Genomic DNA, 18441 nt, shown 5'->3' on the forward strand with positions numbered 1-18441 from the left:
CTATTCGTCCACGCGACGCATGGTCATCGCGTACCGGAACCTCGACGACAGGTGGGTGTTGATCGTCACCTGGGCCACCTCGCCGTCGGAGGTCGTATAGGTGCGCCGCATCTGTAGCGCGGCCGTGCCCGCTTCGACAGCGAGGCCGTCGGCCAGCTCCGGAGACAGCTGGACGGCGGCGATCTCTTGGTGCAACTGGGCGACGCTCACGCCGAAGAGGTCCTCGATCAACGGGAATATCGGGCCGGCGTGGCGTTGCAGCAGCCTGCCCACCGCCGCGAAACTGCGGTTGACGTAGTACTCGGTGCGACACAACGGGACCGGCGCGCCGTCGGCCTGTCGGTAACCGCGCACCGACAGCCACTGGCTGCCGACCTCGAGGCCCGTCCGGGCGGCGAGGTCGTCGTCGATCGTCACCATCGCGTTGGATTCGATAGTCAGCTGCGCGCCTGCCGCGAACGCCAGGAGGTCGTCGATCGACATCGCGTCCTGGGCATAGGAACTCGAGGCCGGCCGGGGGACCACCCGGGTGCCCGCGCGCGGCCGGGAGGCCACCAGGTTGTCCTCGCGCAGCCGGCGCAGCGCCTCGCGGATGGTGTAGCGGCTCACCGCAAAGCGTTCGCAGAGTTGGTGTTCGGTGGGCAACTGCGAACCCACCGGGTAAACGCCGTCGACGATCTCCTTGCGCAGCGTGCGCGCAATCTGCAGGTAGCGGTGGTCGCCCGCGATCGCCTGGGGCATCACGGTCCGTCCGGTGTCGGGCGAAAGGCCAGCACGCTGCCGTCGCCGTCGGCCGAGAGGTAGAGCGTCCCGTCGGGCGCGGCGGCGATGCCCGCGAAGGGGCCCTGCGGTCCGGAGAACGGCGGCATGCCGCGCAGCGGCTTGGGTGTCACACCAGGCGGGGGACCGACCGGCAGCCCGGCGGCGATCGTCCGCCGCGCATCGTTGCCCAGATCGACCCCGATCAACTCCTTGGCTCCGGCGTCGACGACGTAGAGCACACCGCCCCGCACCAGAATGCCTTGCGGGCGTTGCAGGTCAGCGACAACGGTGTCGATCCGCGAACCGCTCACCCTGATCACCCGGCCGGCTCCGGCCTCGGCCACCAGACACGCCCCGTCCGCGTCGATCGCGACACCCACCGGTTCACGCAACCCGGTCGCCAGCACCTGGATGCCACCCGATTGCAGCGATAGCACCCGCCCGGTGCCCAGCTCCGCGAACACCACACCGGTCGCGCTCACCGCGACACCGTAGAGCTGGTCGAAACCGTCTGCCAGCACTTCGGTTTCGCTCGCTTCCGGCCGGTAACGGGCGACCTGGCCGCCGGACGTGGTGACGACGAATTCCCCGGGCCCGCTGGCCGCGACGCCGCGCAGGAACCCGGGATAGCCGGGGCTGAACAACATTCCCGCGGTGTGCAGTGACCCATCAGGCAGGGCGACATAGAAGTATGTGCCGTCGGCGATGTAGAGCCGCCCGTCGTGGCCCACCGCCAGGTCCATCGGCCAGTTGAGGCCGCCCGCCAGCACGGATCGCGTTGTGCCGTCGGGCGATATTTCGGTGATCTCGCCGGTGAAGTTGGACACGAACAGCCGGTCGCCGACGAAGGTGCAGTTATCCAGACCCGGAGTCAGTTCAGCGAGCAGCCGTTGTTCGCCGCTGCGGGGATCGATGCGCAGCACCTGACCGCTGGCCACCTGCGTCGAGACGATCTGGCCCTGCGCGTCGAACTTGACCGAGTCGGGCACACCGAGATTGCCCGCCACGCACTGCGGTTCGCCGCCATTGGGATCGATGCGCCAGATCTCGTTGGCGCCCATCACGGGGAAATACAATAGGCCGTCCGGGCCGACCTCCATCGCGTTCGGCGAAGGCACGTTCTCCAAGAGCACCCGCGGCGGTCCGCCCGCCAGGTCGAATTCCAGCAGTCGGCCACCCTCGCGGCATTCACCGATGAACAACCGGCCCTGGTGAAAGGTGATGCCGTTGGCCGACGGCACGTCGTCGCGCAGCACCCGCGTCCGCCCGCCGGTGTCGCGCACGCTCACCCGGCCGTCCATCACCTCGGTTGCGTACAGGTTGCCGTCGGGGTCGAAGGCGACGTCGTCGGGCGCCACGATGTCGCCGCCCTTGGGGCTGGCGGTCACCAGTTCGCCGGTGCGGTGATCCAGGGCGCTGATCTGGCTGCCGGTCACCTGGGCGATGTAGATACGACCGTCCGGGCCGGTGCGCAGACCGTTGGCGCCGAACAGCCGACTGGGCGCGGTGACCCGTTCCAACTCCCAGCCCTCGGCGACGTCGATGGGGTGCGACAGCGCATACCGCGAGGGCTGCGCTGAGATGGCCCGTGAGGTGGACATGCTCGCCGAGGTCCTTCCGTCAGCCGTTCGCGCTGGACGCTATCAACTCCGCCTAGTCCAGACAATAGCCGCCGGCCGGAGCAGAAACGACCTTGACAGCGAAGTCCACCGATCGGAATAGTGTTCTCCAACGGGCAGAATGCCATATTTTGTCCGGACAAACTGAGTATTGATCCCGCTGCGGACGCGTGACGCGATAGCGGCAGGGGAAAGCGGGTCATGGCCGATCACGGGGCACTTCTAGGGCTCGACGGCCGCGTCGTGGTGGTTTCCGGCGCCGGCGGGGGCGGCATCGGCACGACGGTCACCGCCATGACCGCCCGGGCCGGGGCCACCGTGATCGCGGTGAGCCGGTCGAAGGAAAACCTCGACGAACACGTCGCTCCGCTGGCACAGCAAGGGCTGCCCGTGGTGCCCGTCGCGGCCGACGCGTCGACCGACGAGGGCATCGCCACGGTGATCGACCACGCGCGCCGCGCCGACGGCGACTTGTACGGGCTGGTCAACGTCGCCGGCGGCGCGGAGCCGTCGACGTGGATGCCGTCCACCAGGGTGTCGCGCGGCGACTGGCGCAAGATCTTCACCGACAATCTCGAAACGGCATTCTTCATGGGCCAGGCCGTCGCAGCTGAACTCGTCGCGCAGCAACGACCGGGGTCGATCGTGTCGATCTCCTCGATCAGCGGCATGAACACCGCGCCGTTCCACATTGCCTACGGGACAGCCAAGGCCGCGATCACCGCGATGACGCGCACCATGGCCGTGGAGTTGGCGCAGGCGGGAATTCGGGTCAACGCCGTGGCGCCCGGCGTCACCGAGACCGCGGCCTCGCGCACCTACATCGACGAGGACCCCGAGCGCGACCGGCGGGCGATCGCGATGGGCCGTCGCGGGCGGCCTGAGGAGCAGGCCGGTGTCATCCTCTTTCTGCTCTCGGAGCTGTCGAGCTACGTCACCGGCCAGACGCTGCTCGTCGACGGCGGCCTGGACCTCAAGTGGAGCCACCTCGGCGCCGACAACACCTCGCTGTTCCTCAAAGACGAATCCTTCCGTGCGGCAATTAGGAGGATGCGATGACCGACCTGGCCAAGGGCGCGAATCCCGAAGCGGCCGAGGAACTCTCGACGCCGATGACCATCGGGGTCGAGGCGTACATCTCCGAGGACTATGCCCGCGCCGAGCGCGACAAGCTGTGGCGCAAGGTCTGGCAGCAGGTCGGCCGCGTCGAGGAGTTGCCCGAGGTGGGCAGTTACCTGACCTACGACATTCTCGACGACTCGATCATCGTGGTGCGCACCGGTGCCAACGAGTTTCACGCCCACCACAACGTCTGCATGCACCGCGGGCGCCGGCTGATCGACACTCCCGAGGGCGCCAAGAACGCCTGTGCGCGAACCCGAAAGTCGTTTGTCTGTGGCTTTCACGGCTGGACCTACGGCCTGGACGGCGCGTGCACCCACATCCGCGAGCAGCAGGACTGGCAGGACGCGCTCACGCCCGACAACACCCACCTTCGACCCGTCCGGGTCGACACCTGGGGTGGCTGGTTATGGATCAACATGGACCCCGACTGCGAGCCGCTGGCCGACTTCTTGTTCCCCGCCGCGAAGATTCTCGACCCGTTCGGCCTGGAGAACATGCGCTACAAATGGCGCAAGTGGCTGTCCTTCGACTGCAACTGGAAGGTCGCGCTGGAGGCCTTCAACGAGACCTACCACGTCTACACCACGCATCCGGAATTCAATAAGTTCGGCGAGTTCAAGGGCTGGGCGAAAGCGCAGGGCAAGCACAGCCATATCGGCTACGACGCGCCCGAGGACTTGGAGGCCACCAAGTCCAAGATCCGCCTCGGCATCGGCGCCGATCCTCGTGTCTCGACCGCGGAGATGCAGGTGTACACGATGGAGGAGACCAACGCCACCACCACCCAGACGCTGGTGAACGCGGCCAAGCGACTGGTGGACGAGTTGCCCGAGGGGACACCCGCGGACAAGGTGCTCGAGCACTGGCTGGCATCGGCGCGCCGCGACGACGAGGCCCGCGGGGTGATCTGGCCGACGATCCCCGCGGACATCCTCGGGCAGGCCGGCACCGCATGGCAGATCTTCCCGAACTTCCAGATCGGCCAGGGCCTGACCAGCGCGTTGTGCTACGGCGCGCGGCCCCACCCCAGCTACAACCCGGACAAGTGCCTCTTCGAGGTGTCTGTCTTCGAGCTCTACCCGAAAGGCCAAGAGCCGCAGACGGAGTGGGAGTACACGCCGGTCGGCGACTCCAGGTGGCGCTCGGTACTGCCGCAGGACTTCTCCAACATGGCCGCCGTGCAGCAGGGGATGAAGTCCCTGGGCTTCCCGGGCACCAAGCCCAATCCGTACCGCGAGCGCAGCACCGTCAACCTGCACTACCAATTGTCGAGATATATGGGAGCCGGTGAGCCCCAGGAACTGTCAGGTAAGGAGCACCCCCGGGCATGACGATGTACCAAGACGGTTGCGGGCCCACGCAGACGCCCGACGACTTCGACATCGCCGCGCTGCGCGAGAAATACGCCCACGAACGCGAAAAGCGGCTGCGCAAAGAGGGTTCCAAGCAGTACATCGAGCTGGAGGACGACTTCGCCGGCTACTACGAAGTCGACCCGTACACGCCCGCGACGCCGCGGGAGCCGATCTGCGAGGACATCGACGTGGCGGTCCTGGGCGGCGGCTTCGGTGGCCTGCTGTCAGCGGCCCACCTGAAGAAGGCCGGGGTCGACGACGTCCGCGTCATCGAGCTCGGCGGCGACTTCGGCGGCGTCTGGTACTGGAACCGGTACCCCGGCATCCAATGCGACAACGAATCCTACTGCTACATACCGCTTCTCGAAGAGCTCGATTTCATGCCGTCGAAGAAGTTCGCCGACGGTGCCGAGATCTTCGAGCACTGCCGGAACATCGGCAAGCATTTCGGCCTCTACGATTCGGCGATCTTCTCCACCCAGGTGCACGACCTGAGGTGGGACGAAGGGATCAAGCGGTGGCGCATCAGCACCAACCGCGGCGACGATATCCGCGCCCGGTTCGTCGTCCTGGCGTCCGGCCCGTTCCACCGCCCGAAACTCCCCGGCATCCCCGACATCAAAGCCTTTGGCGGACACAGCTTCCACTCGTCGCGGTGGGATTACGACTACACCGGCGGTGACGTCAGCGGCAACCTGGACAAGCTGGCCGACAAGCGCGTCGCGGTGGTGGGCACCGGCGCCACCGGCATCCAGATCGTGCCCTTCCTCGCCCGCGACGCCAAACATCTCTACGTCTTCCAGCGGACGCCGTCGACCGTCGACGCGCGCAACAACACCGCGACCGATCCGGAATGGGTGAAGACGCTGCGGCCCGGCTGGCAACGGGAGCGGCAGCGCAACTTCCATTCGTGGACGTTCGAGGGCATGGCGCTGGGCCAGCCGGATCTGGTGTGCGACTTCTGGACCGAGCTCGGGCGCAACACCGCCGCCCGGGTGCTCGCCCTGGATGATCCCGCGTCGCTGACCCCCGAGCAGTTCATGGCGATCCGGGAGGAAGAGGACTACAAGATCATGGAGCGGCTGCGGCGCCGCATCGACGGCCTGATCGAGGACGCCGCGACCGCCGAAGCCCTCAAGCCGTACTACCGCTTCCTGTGTAAGCGCCCGTGCTCCAATGACGACTACCTGGCCAGCTTCAACCGGCCGAATGTGACGCTGGTCGACGTGTCCTCGAGCAAGGGCGTCGAACGGGCGACCGAAAAGGGTTTGGTAGCAAACGGTGTCGAGTACGAGGTCGACTGCATCATCTACGCCAGCGGCTTCGAAATCACCACCGAGATCAGCCGCCGCTACTCGATCGAAACGATCGAGGGACGCGACGGGCTGTCGCTGTTCGATTACTGGGGCGACGGCTACAAGACGCTGCACGGGATGACCAGCCGCGGCTTCCCCAACCAGTTCTACACCGGCTTCACCCAGGTCGGCATCTCCGCCAACATCGCCGCCAACTACGAGCTGCAGGGCGAGCACATCGCCTACATCATCGCCGAGGCGCTCAAACGGGGTGCGACCACCGTGGAGCCCAGCCGAGCGGCGCAAGAGGAGTGGTGCGCGACCATCCGGGAAACCGCGGTCGACAACTCGGCCTTCGACGCCCAATGCACGCCCGGCTACTACAACAACGAAGGCGGCGGCGGGGGAGAAGGAATCCGCTCACACCTGGGCGAGCCGTACGGTCCGGGGTTTTACGCCTTCGAGGACCTGCTGCGGGTGTGGCGCGACAAGGGCGATCTGGACGGGCTGGTGCTCGGCACTTGAGCGAAACCTTTGCGGCGCAACTACGATTCGACGGCCGCGTTGCCGTGGTGACCGGAGCCGGTCGAGGGCTCGGCCGCTCCTACGCCATGCTCTTGGCCTCGCGCGGGGCGAAGGTGGTCGTCAACGACGCCGGCGGCAACCTCGACGGCGACGGGGCCGGCGACGGGCCCGCCGAGCAGGTGGTCGCCGAGATCACCGCGGCCGGGGGAGAGGCCATTGCATGCAGCGCATCGGTGGCCACCCCCGACGGCGGGCAGGAGATCATCCAGACCGCGGTCGACAACTTCGGCGGCATCGACATCCTGATTCACAACGCCGGCAACGTCCGTCGCGGCTCGCTCAAGGAGATGAGCTACGAGGACTTCGACGCCGTGCTCGACGTGCACCTGCGCGGCGCCTTCCACGTGGTGCGGCCGGCCTTTCCGCTGATGTGCGAGGCGGGCTACGGGCGCGTCGTGCTGACGTCGTCGATCGGCGGCCTGTACGGAAACCACAATGTGGCTAACTACGCGGCCGCCAAGGCGGGGGTGATCGGCTTGTCCAATGTCGTCGCGCTCGAAGGCGCCGCCGAGGGCGTGCGATGCAACGCGATCGTGCCGGCCGCGGTGACGCGGATGGCCGAAGGCATCGACACCTCGGCCTACCCGCCGATGGGCGCGGAGCTCGTTGCGCCGGTCGTGGGCTGGCTCGCGCACGAAACCTGTTCGGTGACCGGCGAATTGTTCATCGCGCTGGCGGGCCGCGTGGCACGGGCGGTCATCGTGGAGAGCCCGGGCGTGAGCCGGCCGTCGTGGACCATCGAGGAGGTCGGCAGCCACCTGGATGCGATCCGGTACGTCGAGGCTCCCCTCATCTTTCCGGTAGTCCCGGACGGACACAACGAGCACATCCGCTACAGCTTCGAACTGGCTCAGAGGTCAAACGAACTGCATGACTCAACCGACCAAGGAGCGCTCAATGGCTAGCCCGACGGGCCCGATGGCCGGTGTGCGCGTGATCGACCTCACCGCGATGGTGATGGGCCCGTACTGCACGCAGATCATGGCCGACATGGGCGCCGATGTGATCAAAGTCGAACCACCGCAAGGGGATAACACCCGCTATATCTCGGTGGGACCGGTGCCTGGCATGAGCGGGGTGTTCGTCAACGTCAACCGCGGCAAGCGCAGCATCGTGCTGGACCTGCAGACCGACGCCGGAACGCGCGCGCTGCGCGCCCTCATCGAGACCGCCGACGTGTTCATCCACTCGATGCGCGCCAAGGCGATCGCCAAGCTCGGCTTCGGCTACGACGACGTCGCCGCGATCAATCCCGCTGTCATCTACACCAATTGCTACGGATACGGGCGACGCGGGCCCGACCACGACCGCCCCGCCTACGACGACACGATCCAGGCCGAATGCGGCCTGCCGGCGGTGCAACAGCAACTGACCGGCGAGGCCGACTACGTCGGAACCATCATGGCCGACAAGATCGCCGGGCTGACGGCGCTGTACGCGACGACGATGGCGCTGTTCCACCGCGAGCGCACCGGGCAGGGCCAGGAAGTCGAGGTCGCCATGTTCGAGACCATGGCCTCGTTCATGCTCGTCGAACATGCCAACGGCGCCCTGTTCGACCCCCCGCTGGGGCCCGCGGTGTATCCACGCACCGTGGCGCCCAACCGCCGGCCGTACCGAACCAGCGATGGCTACATCGCCGCGCTGATCTACAACGACAAGCACTGGAACGCCTTCATGAAAACCGTTCAGCCGCCGTGGGCCAGCGAGCTGTATTCGACGCTGGAACAGCGCGCCCGCGAGATCGACACCGTCTACGGGCTGGTCGCCGAGACCATGAAAGAGCGGACCACCGCCGAGTGGCTGCAGCTGCTGCGCGAGCTCGAGATACCGGCCGCGCCGCTGAACACGCCCGGCGCGCTGTTCGACGATCCGCATCTCAACGCCGTCGGCATGTTCGAGACGGTGGACAGCCCGCACGGGCCGGTGCGCTTCCCCGGCGTACCCACCTGGTTCTCCCAGACACCGGGCCGCGTCGCGGGGCCGGCGCCCGAGCTCGGCGCCCATACCGCGGAGATCCTCGACCAGCTGGGCCTGGCCGTCGACGCCAACCCTGGATAACGCTTGCTCAACGAAACAGATTGTCAGTGAAGGAGTTTCCCACGATGGCTGTCCCCGTCTACAAACGCATCCTCGACCTGTTCGAGGCCGAGGGCGTGAACACGATCTTCGGTATCCCCGACCCGAACTTCGTGCACATGTTCGCCGAGGCCGACGCCCGCGGATGGTCGGTGGTCGCGCCGCACCACGAGCTGAGCGCGGGATTCATGGCCGAGGCCGCGTCGCGCATGACGGGCAAGCCCGGCCTGTGCATCGGCACGCTCGGCCCGGGCATGGCCAACATCGCCGGAGCGATCCAGTGCGCGCTGGTGGAGAACTCGCCGGTGATCTTCCTCGGCGGCCAGCGGGCCCGCATCACCGAGCGCCGGGTGCGGCGCGGACGCATCCAATTCGTGCGCCAAGAACCGCTTTTCGCGTCGTCCGTCAAATACAGCGCATCCATCGAGTACGCCGACCAGACCGACGAGATCGTCCACGAGGCGATCCGTCGCGCCATGTCCGGCACCCCGGGCCCGGCCTACATCGAGTACCCGTCGCACGTCATCCTGGAGGAGCTCGACGTGCCGGATCCGCTGCCGCCCGAACGGTACCGACTCGTGAACCAGACCGCGGGTGAGCGCGAGGTGGCCGAAGCGGCGGAGCTGATCCGTGCGGCGGAAAGCCCGATCCTGTTGGTCGGACACGGCGTCCACACCTCGCGCACCGGCGCGGCGGTGCGGGAGCTGGCCGACCTCATGCAGTGCCCGGTGATCCAGACCTCCGGCGGCACCTCATTCATCCAGGGTCTGGAGGACCGCACCTTCGCCTACGGGTTCTCGCCGGCGGCCGTCGAGGCGGTGGTGAAATCCGATCTGTGCGTCGCGCTCGGCACAGAGCTCGGCGAACCCAGCCACTACGGCAAGACCCGTCACTGGGCGCAGAACGACGCGAAGCGCAAATGGGTTCTGGTCGAACAGGATCCGGTGGCCATCGGCGTCAACCGCCCCATCGACATCCCCCTGGTCGGTGACCTTCGCGGCGTGGTCCCTCAGCTGGTGGAAGCGCTCAAAGACACCCCGAGAAGGGCATCGGCCGACCTCGAACGCTGGATATCCGACGACGCGGTGGAGCTGGCGCAGCTCGCCGAGAACGCGCCGACGGGCCGGACGCCGGTGCACCCGGCGCGGTTCGTCGTCGAGGCCACCAAGGCGTTCCCGAAGGACGGCATCATGGTCCGTGACGGCGGCGCCACCGTCATCTTCCAGTGGACCTACTCGCAGGCCAAACCGCGCGACGTCATCTGGAACCAGAACTTCGGCCATCTCGGCACCGGCCTGCCGTACGCGGTCGGAGCCTCGGTCGCCGAGGGTGGCAAGCGCCCGGTGATGCTGCTGACCAGCGACTCGGCGTTCCTGTTCCACATCGCCGAGCTGGAAACCGCCGCGCGGCAAAACCTTCCGCTGGTGTGTGTGGTGGGCGTCGACCACCAGTGGGGTCTCGAGGTGGGCGTCTACAAGCGCACCTTCGAGCAGCCGTCGCCGCAGCCCGGCGTGCACTGGAGCAAGGACGTCCGCCTCGACAAGGTCGCCGAGGGCTTCGGCTGTCACGGTGAGTACGTCGAGAAGGAGGATGAGATCGGTCCGGCTATCCAGCGGGCCTACGCTAGCGGCAAGACAGCTGTCGTCCACGTCTGCATCGATCCGAAGGCTAATTCCGAGGAGATGCCCAAGTACGACGAGTTCCGGACCTGGTACGCCGAAGGCACCCAGTAAGAAAGGGATCGATCCGATGCGCGAATACCTGAAGTTCTACATCGACGGACAGTGGGTCGACCCGCTGCGGCCCAACACCTTCGACGTCGAGAACCCGGCGACCGAGCAGGTTTCCGGGAAGATCTCGCTGGGATCGGCGGCCGATGTCGACGTGGCGGTCAACGCCGCCCGGCGGGCCTTCGCCGGCTGGTCGCAGAGCACCCGCGAGCAGCGCCTGGACCTGTTGCAGGCCATCCTCGCCGAATACCAGAAGCGCGCGGACGATCTCGCCGAGGCGGTCACCGAGGAGATCGGCGCGCCGCCCTCGCTGGCCGCTGGGCCGCAGGTCTTTCTCGGGATCGGCCACCTCACCACCGCGATCGACGCCCTGAAAAACTTTTCCTTCGAGGAACATAAAGGGGCGACGTTGATCGCCAGGGAACCGATCGGCGTCTGCGGTCTGATCACGCCGTGGAACTGGCCGATCAACCAGGTCGCGGTCAAGGTCTACCCGGCGCTGGCGACCGGCTGCACCGTCATCCTGAAACCTTCTGAGGTGGCCCCGTATTCGCCCTACATCTTCGCCGAGATCCTGGATGCCGCGGGCGTGCCGGCCGGGGTGTTCAACCTGATCAACGGCGACGGTCCGGGCGTCGGCGTGGCCCTGGCGAGCCATCCCGACATCGACATGGTGTCGTTCACCGGATCCACCCGCGCCGGTGTGGAGGTGGCCGCCAATGCCGCCGCGACCGTGAAACGAGTGACCCAGGAGCTCGGCGGCAAGAGCCCCAACATCGTCCTCGACGACAGTGGCTTCGCCGCGGGCGTCCGCGCCGGCGTGGCCAACATGATGCCCAATTCCGGGCAGAGCTGTAACGCGCCGTCGCGCATGCTCGTCCCGAATTCCCGTATCGACGAGGCCATTACCATCGCGCGGGAGGCCGCTGAGAAAGTCGCCGTGGGAACCGACGACGCGACGGCTATCGGGCCGGTGGCGTCCAGGATGCAGTTCGAGAAGGTGCAGCGCCTGATCCAGCAGGGCGTTGACGAGGGCGCGACCGTGGTCGCCGGGGGCCCGGGCCGGCCGGACGGACTGGACAAGGGTTACTACGTCAAGCCGACCGTCTTCGCGCACGTCACCAACGACATGTCGATCGCGCGCGAGGAGATCTTCGGGCCGGTGCTGTGCATCCTCGGCTACGACGACCTCGACCACGCCGTCGAGATCGCCAACGACACTCAATACGGCCTCGCCGGCTTCGTTTCGGGGGCCGACCTCGACACGGCGCGCGACGTCGCCCGCAAGATCCGCGCGGGCTGGGTGACCATCAATCACGCATTCGACATGAATGCACCGTTCGGCGGGTACAAGCGCAGCGGCAACGGCCGCGAATGGAGCGAATTCGGCTTCCACGAGTACCTGGAAGTCAAGAGCACCCTGGGCTACGCGCCTGACAAGGCTTGACGCGCCGGGCCGAAATCCGAACGCAGCGCTGCGAAAAACACCTCGCGTGTCCTCCACCTGATCCTGCGCGCCCGCCTCTAGGCTGGCTTGCTGAACTCAACAGCAGGAGGGGCAGCGACGTATCGGCATCAACCATGGCGCCGGGCGAGATGGTAGTTACGGCGCGCTGACAGCAAGCACCGAGCCGGGCGGGTCTCACCCCGCACCGGCTCGTCGTACTCGGCCCCGATGGGTCGCCCCCATGCGCCGCGTCGGCCGGTTGGCCATCTGGGACCGGCCGGAGCGGGCCAGTGGGATCCCGGCACTCGACGGACTGCGCGCGATCGCGGTTGCGCTGGTGCTCGTCGGGCACGGCGGCATCCCCGGCGTCAGCGGCGGATTCATCGGCGTAGACGTCTTTTTCGTCCTCAGCGGATTCCTGATCACCTCGCTGCTGCTGGACGAGCTGGGCCGCACCGGCCGTATCGAGCTGACCGGCTTCTGGATCCGGCGCGCCCGGCGACTGCTGCCCGCGCTGGTGCTGATGGTGCTCACTGTCGCCGCGGCCCGCCAGCTGCTGCCGGACCGGTCGCTGACCGGGTTGCGCGATGACGCCATCGCGGCCTTCTTGTGGATGGCGAACTGGCGGTTCGTCGCCCAGAAGACCGACTACTTCACCCAGGGCGCGCCGCCCTCGCCGCTACAGCACACCTGGTCACTCGGGGTGGAGGAGCAGTACTACTTCGTCTGGCCGGTCCTGCTCATCGCGGTCACCCTGCTGCTCGCCGCCCGCGCCAGGCGCCGCTCGACCCGGGCCACTGTCGGCGGTGTGCGGTTCGCCACGTTCCTGATCGCCACCGTGGGCGCACTGGCCTCGGCTGTGCTCGCCATCGTCATGACGTCGGATGGCACCCGGGACCGGATCTACTTCGGCACCGATACCCGCGCGCAGGCACTGTTGGTGGGCGCCGCGTCGGCCGCACTCCTGGTTCGGGACTGGCCGTCGATGAACCGCGGCTGGTGCATGATCCGCAGCCGATGGGGGCGCCGGGTCGCCCGCGTGCTGCCGCTACTCGGGTTGGCCGGGCTGGCCGCGGCGACGCACTACGCCACCGGCGCCAGCGGCGAATTCCGGCACGGCCTGCTGATCGGGGTCGCGATCGCGGCGGTGATCGTGATCGCACCCGTCGCGCTGGAGCAGCGCGGCCTCGTCGCCCGGGCACTCGCGTTGCGCCCGCTGGTGTGGCTGGGAACCATCTCCTACGGCGTCTACCTGTGGCATTGGCCAATCTTCTTGGCGCTCAACGGCGAACGCACCGGGTGGTCCGGGCTGCCGTTGTTCGCCGCGCGGTGCGGCGCCACGCTGGTGCTCGCCGCGGTGTCGTATTGGCTGCTCGAACAACCCATCCGGCGCTGGCGGCCGGCGCGGGTGCCGCTGCTGCCTCTGGCGGCCGCGACCGTGGCCAGCGCCGCCGCGGTGACGCTGCTGGTGGTCCCGGTCGGCACCGGGCCCGGTCTGCGCGAGGTCGGCCTACCGCCCGGGGTCTCGGCGGTCGCGGCGGTCTCGCCGTCGCCGCCCGGCGCCGGCCGGCCCCGAGATGCCAATCGGCCGTTCACCGTCTCGGTGTTCGGTGATTCGATCGGGTGGACCTGGATGCACTACCTGCCTCCGACGCCGGGGTTCTCGTTCCTCGACCACACCGTCATCGGATGCAGCCTGGTGCGGGGCACGCCGTACCGCTACATCGGCCAGACTCTCGAGCAACGATCCGAATGCGACGGCTGGCCGATTCGCTGGTCGAGGCAGGTCAGCCAGGATCAGCCGGACGTCGCGCTGCTGGTCATCGGCCGCTGGGAAACGGTGGACCGGGTCAACGAGGGCCAGTGGACCCACATCGGCGACCCGACGTTCGACGCCTACCTCAACGGTGAGCTCGAACGGGCGCTGACCATCGTGGGTGCCACCGGTGTCCACGTGGTGGTCGCCACCGTCCCCTACAGCCGGGGCGGTGAAAAGCCGGACGGTCGGCTGTATCCGGAGGACCAGCCGGATCGGGTCAACCTGTGGAACACCATGTTGCGCAAGACCGTCAGCCATCACCCGAACGTCGCGATCCTCGATTTGAACAAGAAGCTGTGCCCCGACGGCGTCTACACCGCCAAGGTCGACGGCATCAAGGTGCGCAGCGACGGCGTCCACCTCACCCCCGAAGGGGTGAAGTGGCTGACGCCGTGGCTCGAGGAATCGCTGAGGTAGTCCTAACCGCTTGTGCGACAGCTGATCTCCATGCTGTCGCTGTCGCGAACCTGGAAGTTGAAGCTCACGTAGCCGTTATCGGGGTTGCGCACCCGGTCCAGATAAGGCGCCATGTCGGCCGAGCTGGCGTTGTCGGCGATGACCAGCACACCGGGTGAAAGGCGCGGTTCCAGCAGCTCAAGCACGGGTAGATACAGGTCCTTCCAGCCGTCGAGCAAGACGAAATCGACCGGCCCCGCCAGGTCCGCCAGCGTGGACAGCGCGTCGCCTTCGAGGATGGTGATGAGATCGTCCAGGCCGGTCTCGGCGAACGTCTGCTTGGCAGCGGTGATCTTGGTATCGCTGAGTTCGGTGGTCACCACCCGACCGGTGCCGTTGTCGCGCACCGCGGCGGCCAGGTGCACCGCGGAAATGCCAAAAGACATCCCGAATTCGACGATGGTTGCCGGGCGGGTGGCGCGTACCAGTGAATACAGCAGCCGGCCGGCTTCCGGTGTCACCGGGATGTAGAACTCGCTCATCGCCTCGGCCCGCTCCTGTGCAGTCATCGGGCGATCGAATGTGCCGCGCCGCTCGCGCAGCAGCGACATCTGGTTTTTCGACTCGGCGTACATGCGGTCGAGCGTCGAAGCGACCCGGGCATCCTGCAACGTTGTGGGCATGGCATCGAGCCTAGGCGCGCAGCCTGGGCGGGCGCTGGGAGAGCCGCGCCGGGCGTCAGGGATGCGTTAAGCGTTTGACGAGCGTTTGACGAGTCCGCGACCGCGGTGTCACTATGGATTCCGCAAGCACCTCGGTAGGTGAGGCGTCTGCATGGATACAGGCCACTGACCCCGAACGTCGAGAGACGCCCCGGGTCAGGACAGCTCTTCCCGGACCCAAGGGTTGAGCCCAAGTGGCTTCTGGAATATTCCGGATACGCCGTGCAGTGCCGAAGCTCCGACGAGAGGGGTGCGACCCGCGGCATGTGTCGCGGGTCATTCCTTCCTCTTTCGTTCAGGTGAATGTGGTGACACCCGCGTGTGTCTTGGCCGTGAGGAGGTGAGGGCGAGATGAGTCCCGGCGATAGTACCTATCCGAATTCCGTCTTGTCCCGATCCGGTTCCGGCATTTCTCCCACCGCCTGACCTCCCCTGGTGCTGCGCGGCTGAGACGCCGTGCCGATGCCGATCGGGCCTCCGTCAGGAGAAGAAGATCATGGCTTTTGTTATCACGCACCGTTTTTCCACTGCTTCCCGGATGCGCGGACGCTCGATGCTGCGTGCCGGCCGGTTGCTGGCCAACAGGTTTCACCTGCAGGCCGGCCTGACCCCGCAGGAGCGGGCCAACCTGTACGTGTCGAGGATGCCGGTCGCGATGGTCACCGCGTCGCTGGGTGGTCACGCGCCGGGTTCGGACAGCAACCGCCGCTGAACCACTGCCTCGGCGACGGGCGTCACAGCGCCGCCCGTCGCCGCAGGCGCGTTGGTCACTTCGGCCGCAGCCTCTCGCTTGAACCTAATCGGTGGACTCGCCAATTGTGTTCTGCACCAAGGATATTGGCATCTGCGACTGAAGAATCGCGTGTGTCCACTAGACTGGCTGGTGTGCGGGTCACATTAGACCGGGGTAGATCGCGAGCGCCTTCCAGCGCTTAGTCAATATCGGCAAGCCTGCGTTACCCTGACCACTTATCTTTTAGATAGATCGTCATTTGAATCCTCTTGTCTGCGAGAGGATGTCGTCTGTTCCGCGGAATTTCGGTGGTGGCCCGGCGAGCATCAGCGGTTACTCTTGGCGGGTCAGGTCGTCGGCATAAAGCCCTGACGGCAATCGTTCATCGTCAGGCAGGGCGTCGCCGGTTTTCACCGTGATGTGCTTGGACAGTAGCCAGCGACCATTTTCACGACGAAGGTGATCGTGATAGCGCCCTACAAACGACATCTCGGCCGGGCCCTCTTCGGGTACCAGCGACACGATCACATCGCTCCAGGCTCTGGCATCGTCTCCATCGATCTCGATTACCGGTGCGTACACGAAATGTTTGATCCTGTGCGGGATCTCTGGTTGCGTCCCGGGCAGTCCCTCGATGATCTCCTTTCGCCCCCGAAATGTGTTTCCACCCCACGGCAGCACACCATCCGGGCAGAATAACGCCGCAAGTTCGGGCCATCGACGCTCATCGAGTAGCTGAGCGTGCAACGCGATAACGCGTCTGATCGCTTCGTAGTCGTTCACGACCATCCTCTCTGAAGGCGCACAAGCGCCGATCTAGCCGACCAGGGCTGGCCCAGCAACAACTCGAAGATATCCCGAGCTCCGTGGAACTTCGGTGGCGGTCCGGTGAGCATCAGGCTGCGCCCACCTCGTCATCGTGCACGACGGCTCCGACAGGTTCGGAGCTCTCACGTTTCGGCGCGGCACGATGCGTCGATCGGTGCGGGTGGCCGTTGACGCGGCGGAACTGCTTGCCGGCCTCGACCGTGCCGGCGGCGCACCAGCGCAATACCATCTGCCCGTCGCGCCAGCGTTTGACGTTGGCGGCGTGTTCACGATAAACGAAAATCGTCGACTCGATGGTGTTGGTCGATGCAGGATCCGGGCTAGGTGGGTGGCACACCCAGGCGCAGCACGGTAAGCGTCTCATCGAGGCCTTCGCGCAGGCTGGCCGCCGCTCGGGAATGGGTGCGGTCCAATTCCGCGGAACTGACGATCCCGTCGTATGAGCTGTTCTCCTCGACGGGGGAGATCCTAAACAAGGTGGCGATGGAGAAGACGCTGGCCGGACTCTCGACGCGGCGCTACCCGGTCGGACCGCGCGTCGTCGGCGCTCGAAGCCGAGGCCGCCCTGCTGGCTCTCGCCACGCCTGCACCGGCGTTCCACCCGCGTCACCTTCACCACTGGCGAGGATGACCAACTGAGCGCCCTCACCGATGTGGCAGCCGAAGCGGCGACTCCACCGCCAGCACGGCCGGCGCGGGACCAGGCCAGATCGTCGTCGACGACACCATCGCCGCCCGGCCGAGCGCCAACGTCCTGCGGGCGTTCGCGCAGCGCGCTACGCTGCGCCGGGTTGGTCGGAGTGCGGGTCGATACTGTCGTAGCCCCCTTGGCACTGCCAACCCGAGACGGAGATCGAGGATCGTTACCTGAGTGAGCCAGAAGGTTTTATCCTCCCGGCGAGCCGGTGGTCCAATCGCTTAAGCAAATCACAGAGGAGAGCAAATGGCTGTTGACCGCCAGCGATCCAACAAGGCCGTGCAGAAGATTCTGACAGGCACTATGAAGGCGCTTAACCGAAAGGGCACCCAGAAGCTGTCGGTGAGTGACATTTGCGCGGCGTCACAGGTAGCGCGTGGCACCTTCTATCGTTATTTCGACAGCAAAGACGACGTTTTGAGGCACCTGAGACGCCACTTCGAGGAGGGCGCCGCAGAGGCGTTCGCAAAAGCTATCGCGGCTACTCCCGATCCTTCATCGCGGGTCAAAGTCGTTATGGATACTCTGACCGGCTATAACGCCGCCGGAGCGGATCTGACTCGGATGCTTGACGTAGCACCGGAGTTCACGTTGTCGTTAATCCGTGACATATTCCCGAACTTGATTGACTTGGTCGTCGAAGCGCTTGGTCCGGCCACCCACGAGTCACCGCTGGTGATGAGTGGAGCATTGACGGAACGCCAACTTGCAGATCTCTTTCTGCGCAGTGTGATATCGACATTGCTCCTGCCGGGAAGCCAGCAGGATGAGGTTCCCGCGGTCGTGACGGCGCTGTTCGCCGCGAGCCCAAACAGCACTCAGGCAAGGCCGGCAGCGGCGACCTCTACCTGATCGGAGAAGCGAGGCCGCCCGGGAGTCCCGTACCGGCACCTTCCTCCGATGGTGAGTAGGCAGGGCCAAGGCACCCGGCGAAGCCGGGTCATGCGGTATCTGTTTGAGTTGCGGATCACGCGGCGGTGTCGGTAATGACTGCTTTGCCGTCGCGGATGACGAGATGCTGACAGGTGTGGCTGTGGTGGTGCGCGAGCCACGTAGTTGCCTAACTATGTGTGCTCACCGCCTTCGGCCACGCGAGTCGCCTGATGCTCGAAACAATTTGGTTAGGCCCCCTGCGGCGTCTGGTCAGCGGTGACGGCCTTGACGGTGTGGTCCTCGCGCTTGATCTCCAGCGCGATGTCGATGAGCTGGTCTTCCTGGCCGCCGATGAGTTTGCGCTGGCCGGCCCGGT

The 18441-nt window shown here is 66.4% G+C and carries 15 protein-coding genes, 1 pseudogene and 1 riboswitch; of the genes and pseudogenes, 10 read left to right on the forward strand and 6 right to left on the reverse strand.

Features of this window, described 5'->3' with window-relative positions; translation table 11 throughout:
* The gene (locus tag B8W69_RS17530) at positions 1–741 is read right to left on the reverse strand and encodes a GntR family transcriptional regulator (protein WP_085291069.1); all 741 of its coding nucleotides are present in this window, start codon (positions 739–741) and stop codon (positions 1–3) included.
* The gene (locus B8W69_RS17535; RefSeq protein WP_085291070.1) at positions 741–2363 is read right to left on the reverse strand and encodes a Vgb family protein; all 1623 of its coding nucleotides are present in this window, start codon (positions 2361–2363) and stop codon (positions 741–743) included. Before B8W69_RS17535 ends, B8W69_RS17530 begins: the two co-directional genes overlap by 1 nt.
* Before the next feature lie 219 nt (positions 2364–2582).
* On the opposite strand from B8W69_RS17535, the gene B8W69_RS17540 reads away from it, so the two are divergent.
* The 8 genes from B8W69_RS17540 to B8W69_RS17575 all read left to right on the forward strand — a co-directional run bounded on the left by B8W69_RS17540 (position 2583) and on the right by B8W69_RS17575 (position 14233).
* A complete protein-coding gene (locus B8W69_RS17540) occupies positions 2583–3440 on the forward strand; it encodes an SDR family NAD(P)-dependent oxidoreductase (RefSeq protein ID WP_085291071.1) in 858 nt (285 codons plus the stop codon).
* Positions 3437–4837 carry an aromatic ring-hydroxylating oxygenase subunit alpha gene (locus B8W69_RS17545; RefSeq protein ID WP_085291072.1) on the forward strand — a complete coding sequence of 467 codons (1401 nt, stop codon included), beginning with the start codon at positions 3437–3439 and terminating at the stop codon, positions 4835–4837. Before B8W69_RS17540 ends, B8W69_RS17545 begins: the two co-directional genes overlap by 4 nt.
* Positions 4834–6681 (forward strand): flavin-containing monooxygenase, encoded by a 1848-nt coding sequence (locus B8W69_RS17550; RefSeq protein WP_085291073.1) that lies wholly within the window; start codon positions 4834–4836, stop codon positions 6679–6681. Before B8W69_RS17545 ends, B8W69_RS17550 begins: the two co-directional genes overlap by 4 nt.
* Positions 6678–7646 carry an SDR family NAD(P)-dependent oxidoreductase gene (locus tag B8W69_RS17555; RefSeq protein ID WP_085291074.1) on the forward strand — a complete coding sequence of 323 codons (969 nt, stop codon included), beginning with the start codon at positions 6678–6680 and terminating at the stop codon, positions 7644–7646. Before B8W69_RS17550 ends, B8W69_RS17555 begins: the two co-directional genes overlap by 4 nt.
* A gap of 13 nt (positions 7647–7659) precedes the next feature.
* On the forward strand, positions 7660–8802 hold the full coding sequence (locus B8W69_RS17560; RefSeq protein ID WP_085291075.1) for a CaiB/BaiF CoA transferase family protein: 1143 nt from the start codon (positions 7660–7662) through the stop codon (positions 8800–8802).
* A 44-nt stretch (positions 8803–8846) separates the two neighbouring features.
* On the forward strand, positions 8847–10553 hold the full coding sequence (locus tag B8W69_RS17565; protein WP_085291093.1) for a thiamine pyrophosphate-binding protein: 1707 nt from the start codon (positions 8847–8849) through the stop codon (positions 10551–10553).
* A gap of 16 nt (positions 10554–10569) precedes the next feature.
* Positions 10570–11997 carry an aldehyde dehydrogenase family protein gene (locus B8W69_RS17570; protein ID WP_085291076.1) on the forward strand — a complete coding sequence of 476 codons (1428 nt, stop codon included), beginning with the start codon at positions 10570–10572 and terminating at the stop codon, positions 11995–11997.
* Positions 11998–12238: 241 nt separating this feature from the next.
* On the forward strand, positions 12239–14233 hold the full coding sequence (locus B8W69_RS17575) for an acyltransferase family protein (RefSeq protein WP_085291077.1): 1995 nt from the start codon (positions 12239–12241) through the stop codon (positions 14231–14233).
* 2 nt (positions 14234–14235) lie between these two features.
* Here B8W69_RS17575 and B8W69_RS17580 read toward each other — a convergent pair whose 3' ends face one another.
* On the reverse strand, positions 14236–14895 hold the full coding sequence (locus tag B8W69_RS17580; RefSeq protein ID WP_085291078.1) for an O-methyltransferase: 660 nt from the start codon (positions 14893–14895) through the stop codon (positions 14236–14238).
* A gap of 123 nt (positions 14896–15018) precedes the next feature.
* Positions 15019–15191: riboswitch (M-box (ykoK) riboswitch) on the forward strand.
* A 239-nt stretch (positions 15192–15430) separates the two neighbouring features.
* On the opposite strand from B8W69_RS17580, the gene B8W69_RS30340 reads away from it, so the two are divergent.
* The gene (locus B8W69_RS30340) at positions 15431–15646 is read left to right on the forward strand and encodes a hypothetical protein (RefSeq protein WP_133058011.1); all 216 of its coding nucleotides are present in this window, start codon (positions 15431–15433) and stop codon (positions 15644–15646) included.
* 354 nt (positions 15647–16000) lie between these two features.
* Here B8W69_RS30340 and B8W69_RS17585 read toward each other — a convergent pair whose 3' ends face one another.
* Entirely contained in the window at positions 16001–16456 is a 456-nt protein-coding gene (locus B8W69_RS17585) for a nuclear transport factor 2 family protein (RefSeq protein WP_085291079.1), read from the reverse strand.
* A 106-nt stretch (positions 16457–16562) separates the two neighbouring features.
* Positions 16563–16914, reverse strand: a pseudogene (locus B8W69_RS17590) (IS256 family transposase); the annotation flags it as partial.
* Positions 16915–17438: 524 nt separating this feature from the next.
* Here B8W69_RS17590 and B8W69_RS17595 point away from each other — a divergent pair.
* The gene (locus tag B8W69_RS17595; RefSeq protein WP_245843286.1) at positions 17439–18044 is read left to right on the forward strand and encodes a TetR/AcrR family transcriptional regulator; all 606 of its coding nucleotides are present in this window, start codon (positions 17439–17441) and stop codon (positions 18042–18044) included.
* A gap of 269 nt (positions 18045–18313) precedes the next feature.
* Here B8W69_RS17595 and B8W69_RS17600 read toward each other — a convergent pair.
* On the reverse strand, positions 18314–18441 hold a 128-nt coding region (locus B8W69_RS17600), incomplete at its 5' end, for a 4-hydroxy-2-oxovalerate aldolase family protein (RefSeq protein ID WP_500684400.1).

Source organism: Mycolicibacterium vulneris (genome assembly GCF_002104765.1).
Taxonomy (GTDB): domain Bacteria; phylum Actinomycetota; class Actinomycetes; order Mycobacteriales; family Mycobacteriaceae; genus Mycobacterium; species Mycobacterium vulneris.

Excerpts from the sequence above, each read along its gene's own strand:
- B8W69_RS17565 (WP_085291093.1), top strand. The coding sequence starts at position 8,847 with ATGGCTGTCCCCGTCTACAAACGCATCCTCGACCTGTTCGAGGCCGAG.
- B8W69_RS17535 (WP_085291070.1), bottom strand. The coding sequence starts at position 2,363 with ATGTCCACCTCACGGGCCATCTCAGCGCAGCCCTCGCGGTATGCGCTG.
- B8W69_RS17580 (WP_085291078.1), bottom strand. The coding sequence starts at position 14,895 with ATGCCCACAACGTTGCAGGATGCCCGGGTCGCTTCGACGCTCGACCGC.
- B8W69_RS17570 (WP_085291076.1), top strand. The coding sequence starts at position 10,570 with ATGCGCGAATACCTGAAGTTCTACATCGACGGACAGTGGGTCGACCCG.
- B8W69_RS17550 (WP_085291073.1), top strand. The coding sequence starts at position 4,834 with ATGACGATGTACCAAGACGGTTGCGGGCCCACGCAGACGCCCGACGAC.
- B8W69_RS30340 (WP_133058011.1), top strand. The coding sequence starts at position 15,431 with ATGGCTTTTGTTATCACGCACCGTTTTTCCACTGCTTCCCGGATGCGC.
- B8W69_RS17575 (WP_085291077.1), top strand. The coding sequence starts at position 12,239 with ATGCGCCGCGTCGGCCGGTTGGCCATCTGGGACCGGCCGGAGCGGGCC.
- B8W69_RS17560 (WP_085291075.1), top strand. The coding sequence starts at position 7,660 with ATGGCCGGTGTGCGCGTGATCGACCTCACCGCGATGGTGATGGGCCCG.
- B8W69_RS17545 (WP_085291072.1), top strand. The coding sequence starts at position 3,437 with ATGACCGACCTGGCCAAGGGCGCGAATCCCGAAGCGGCCGAGGAACTC.
- B8W69_RS17540 (WP_085291071.1), top strand. The coding sequence starts at position 2,583 with ATGGCCGATCACGGGGCACTTCTAGGGCTCGACGGCCGCGTCGTGGTG.
- B8W69_RS17595 (WP_245843286.1), top strand. The coding sequence starts at position 17,439 with ATGGCTGTTGACCGCCAGCGATCCAACAAGGCCGTGCAGAAGATTCTG.
- B8W69_RS17585 (WP_085291079.1), bottom strand. The coding sequence starts at position 16,456 with ATGGTCGTGAACGACTACGAAGCGATCAGACGCGTTATCGCGTTGCAC.
- B8W69_RS17530 (WP_085291069.1), bottom strand. The coding sequence starts at position 741 with ATGCCCCAGGCGATCGCGGGCGACCACCGCTACCTGCAGATTGCGCGC.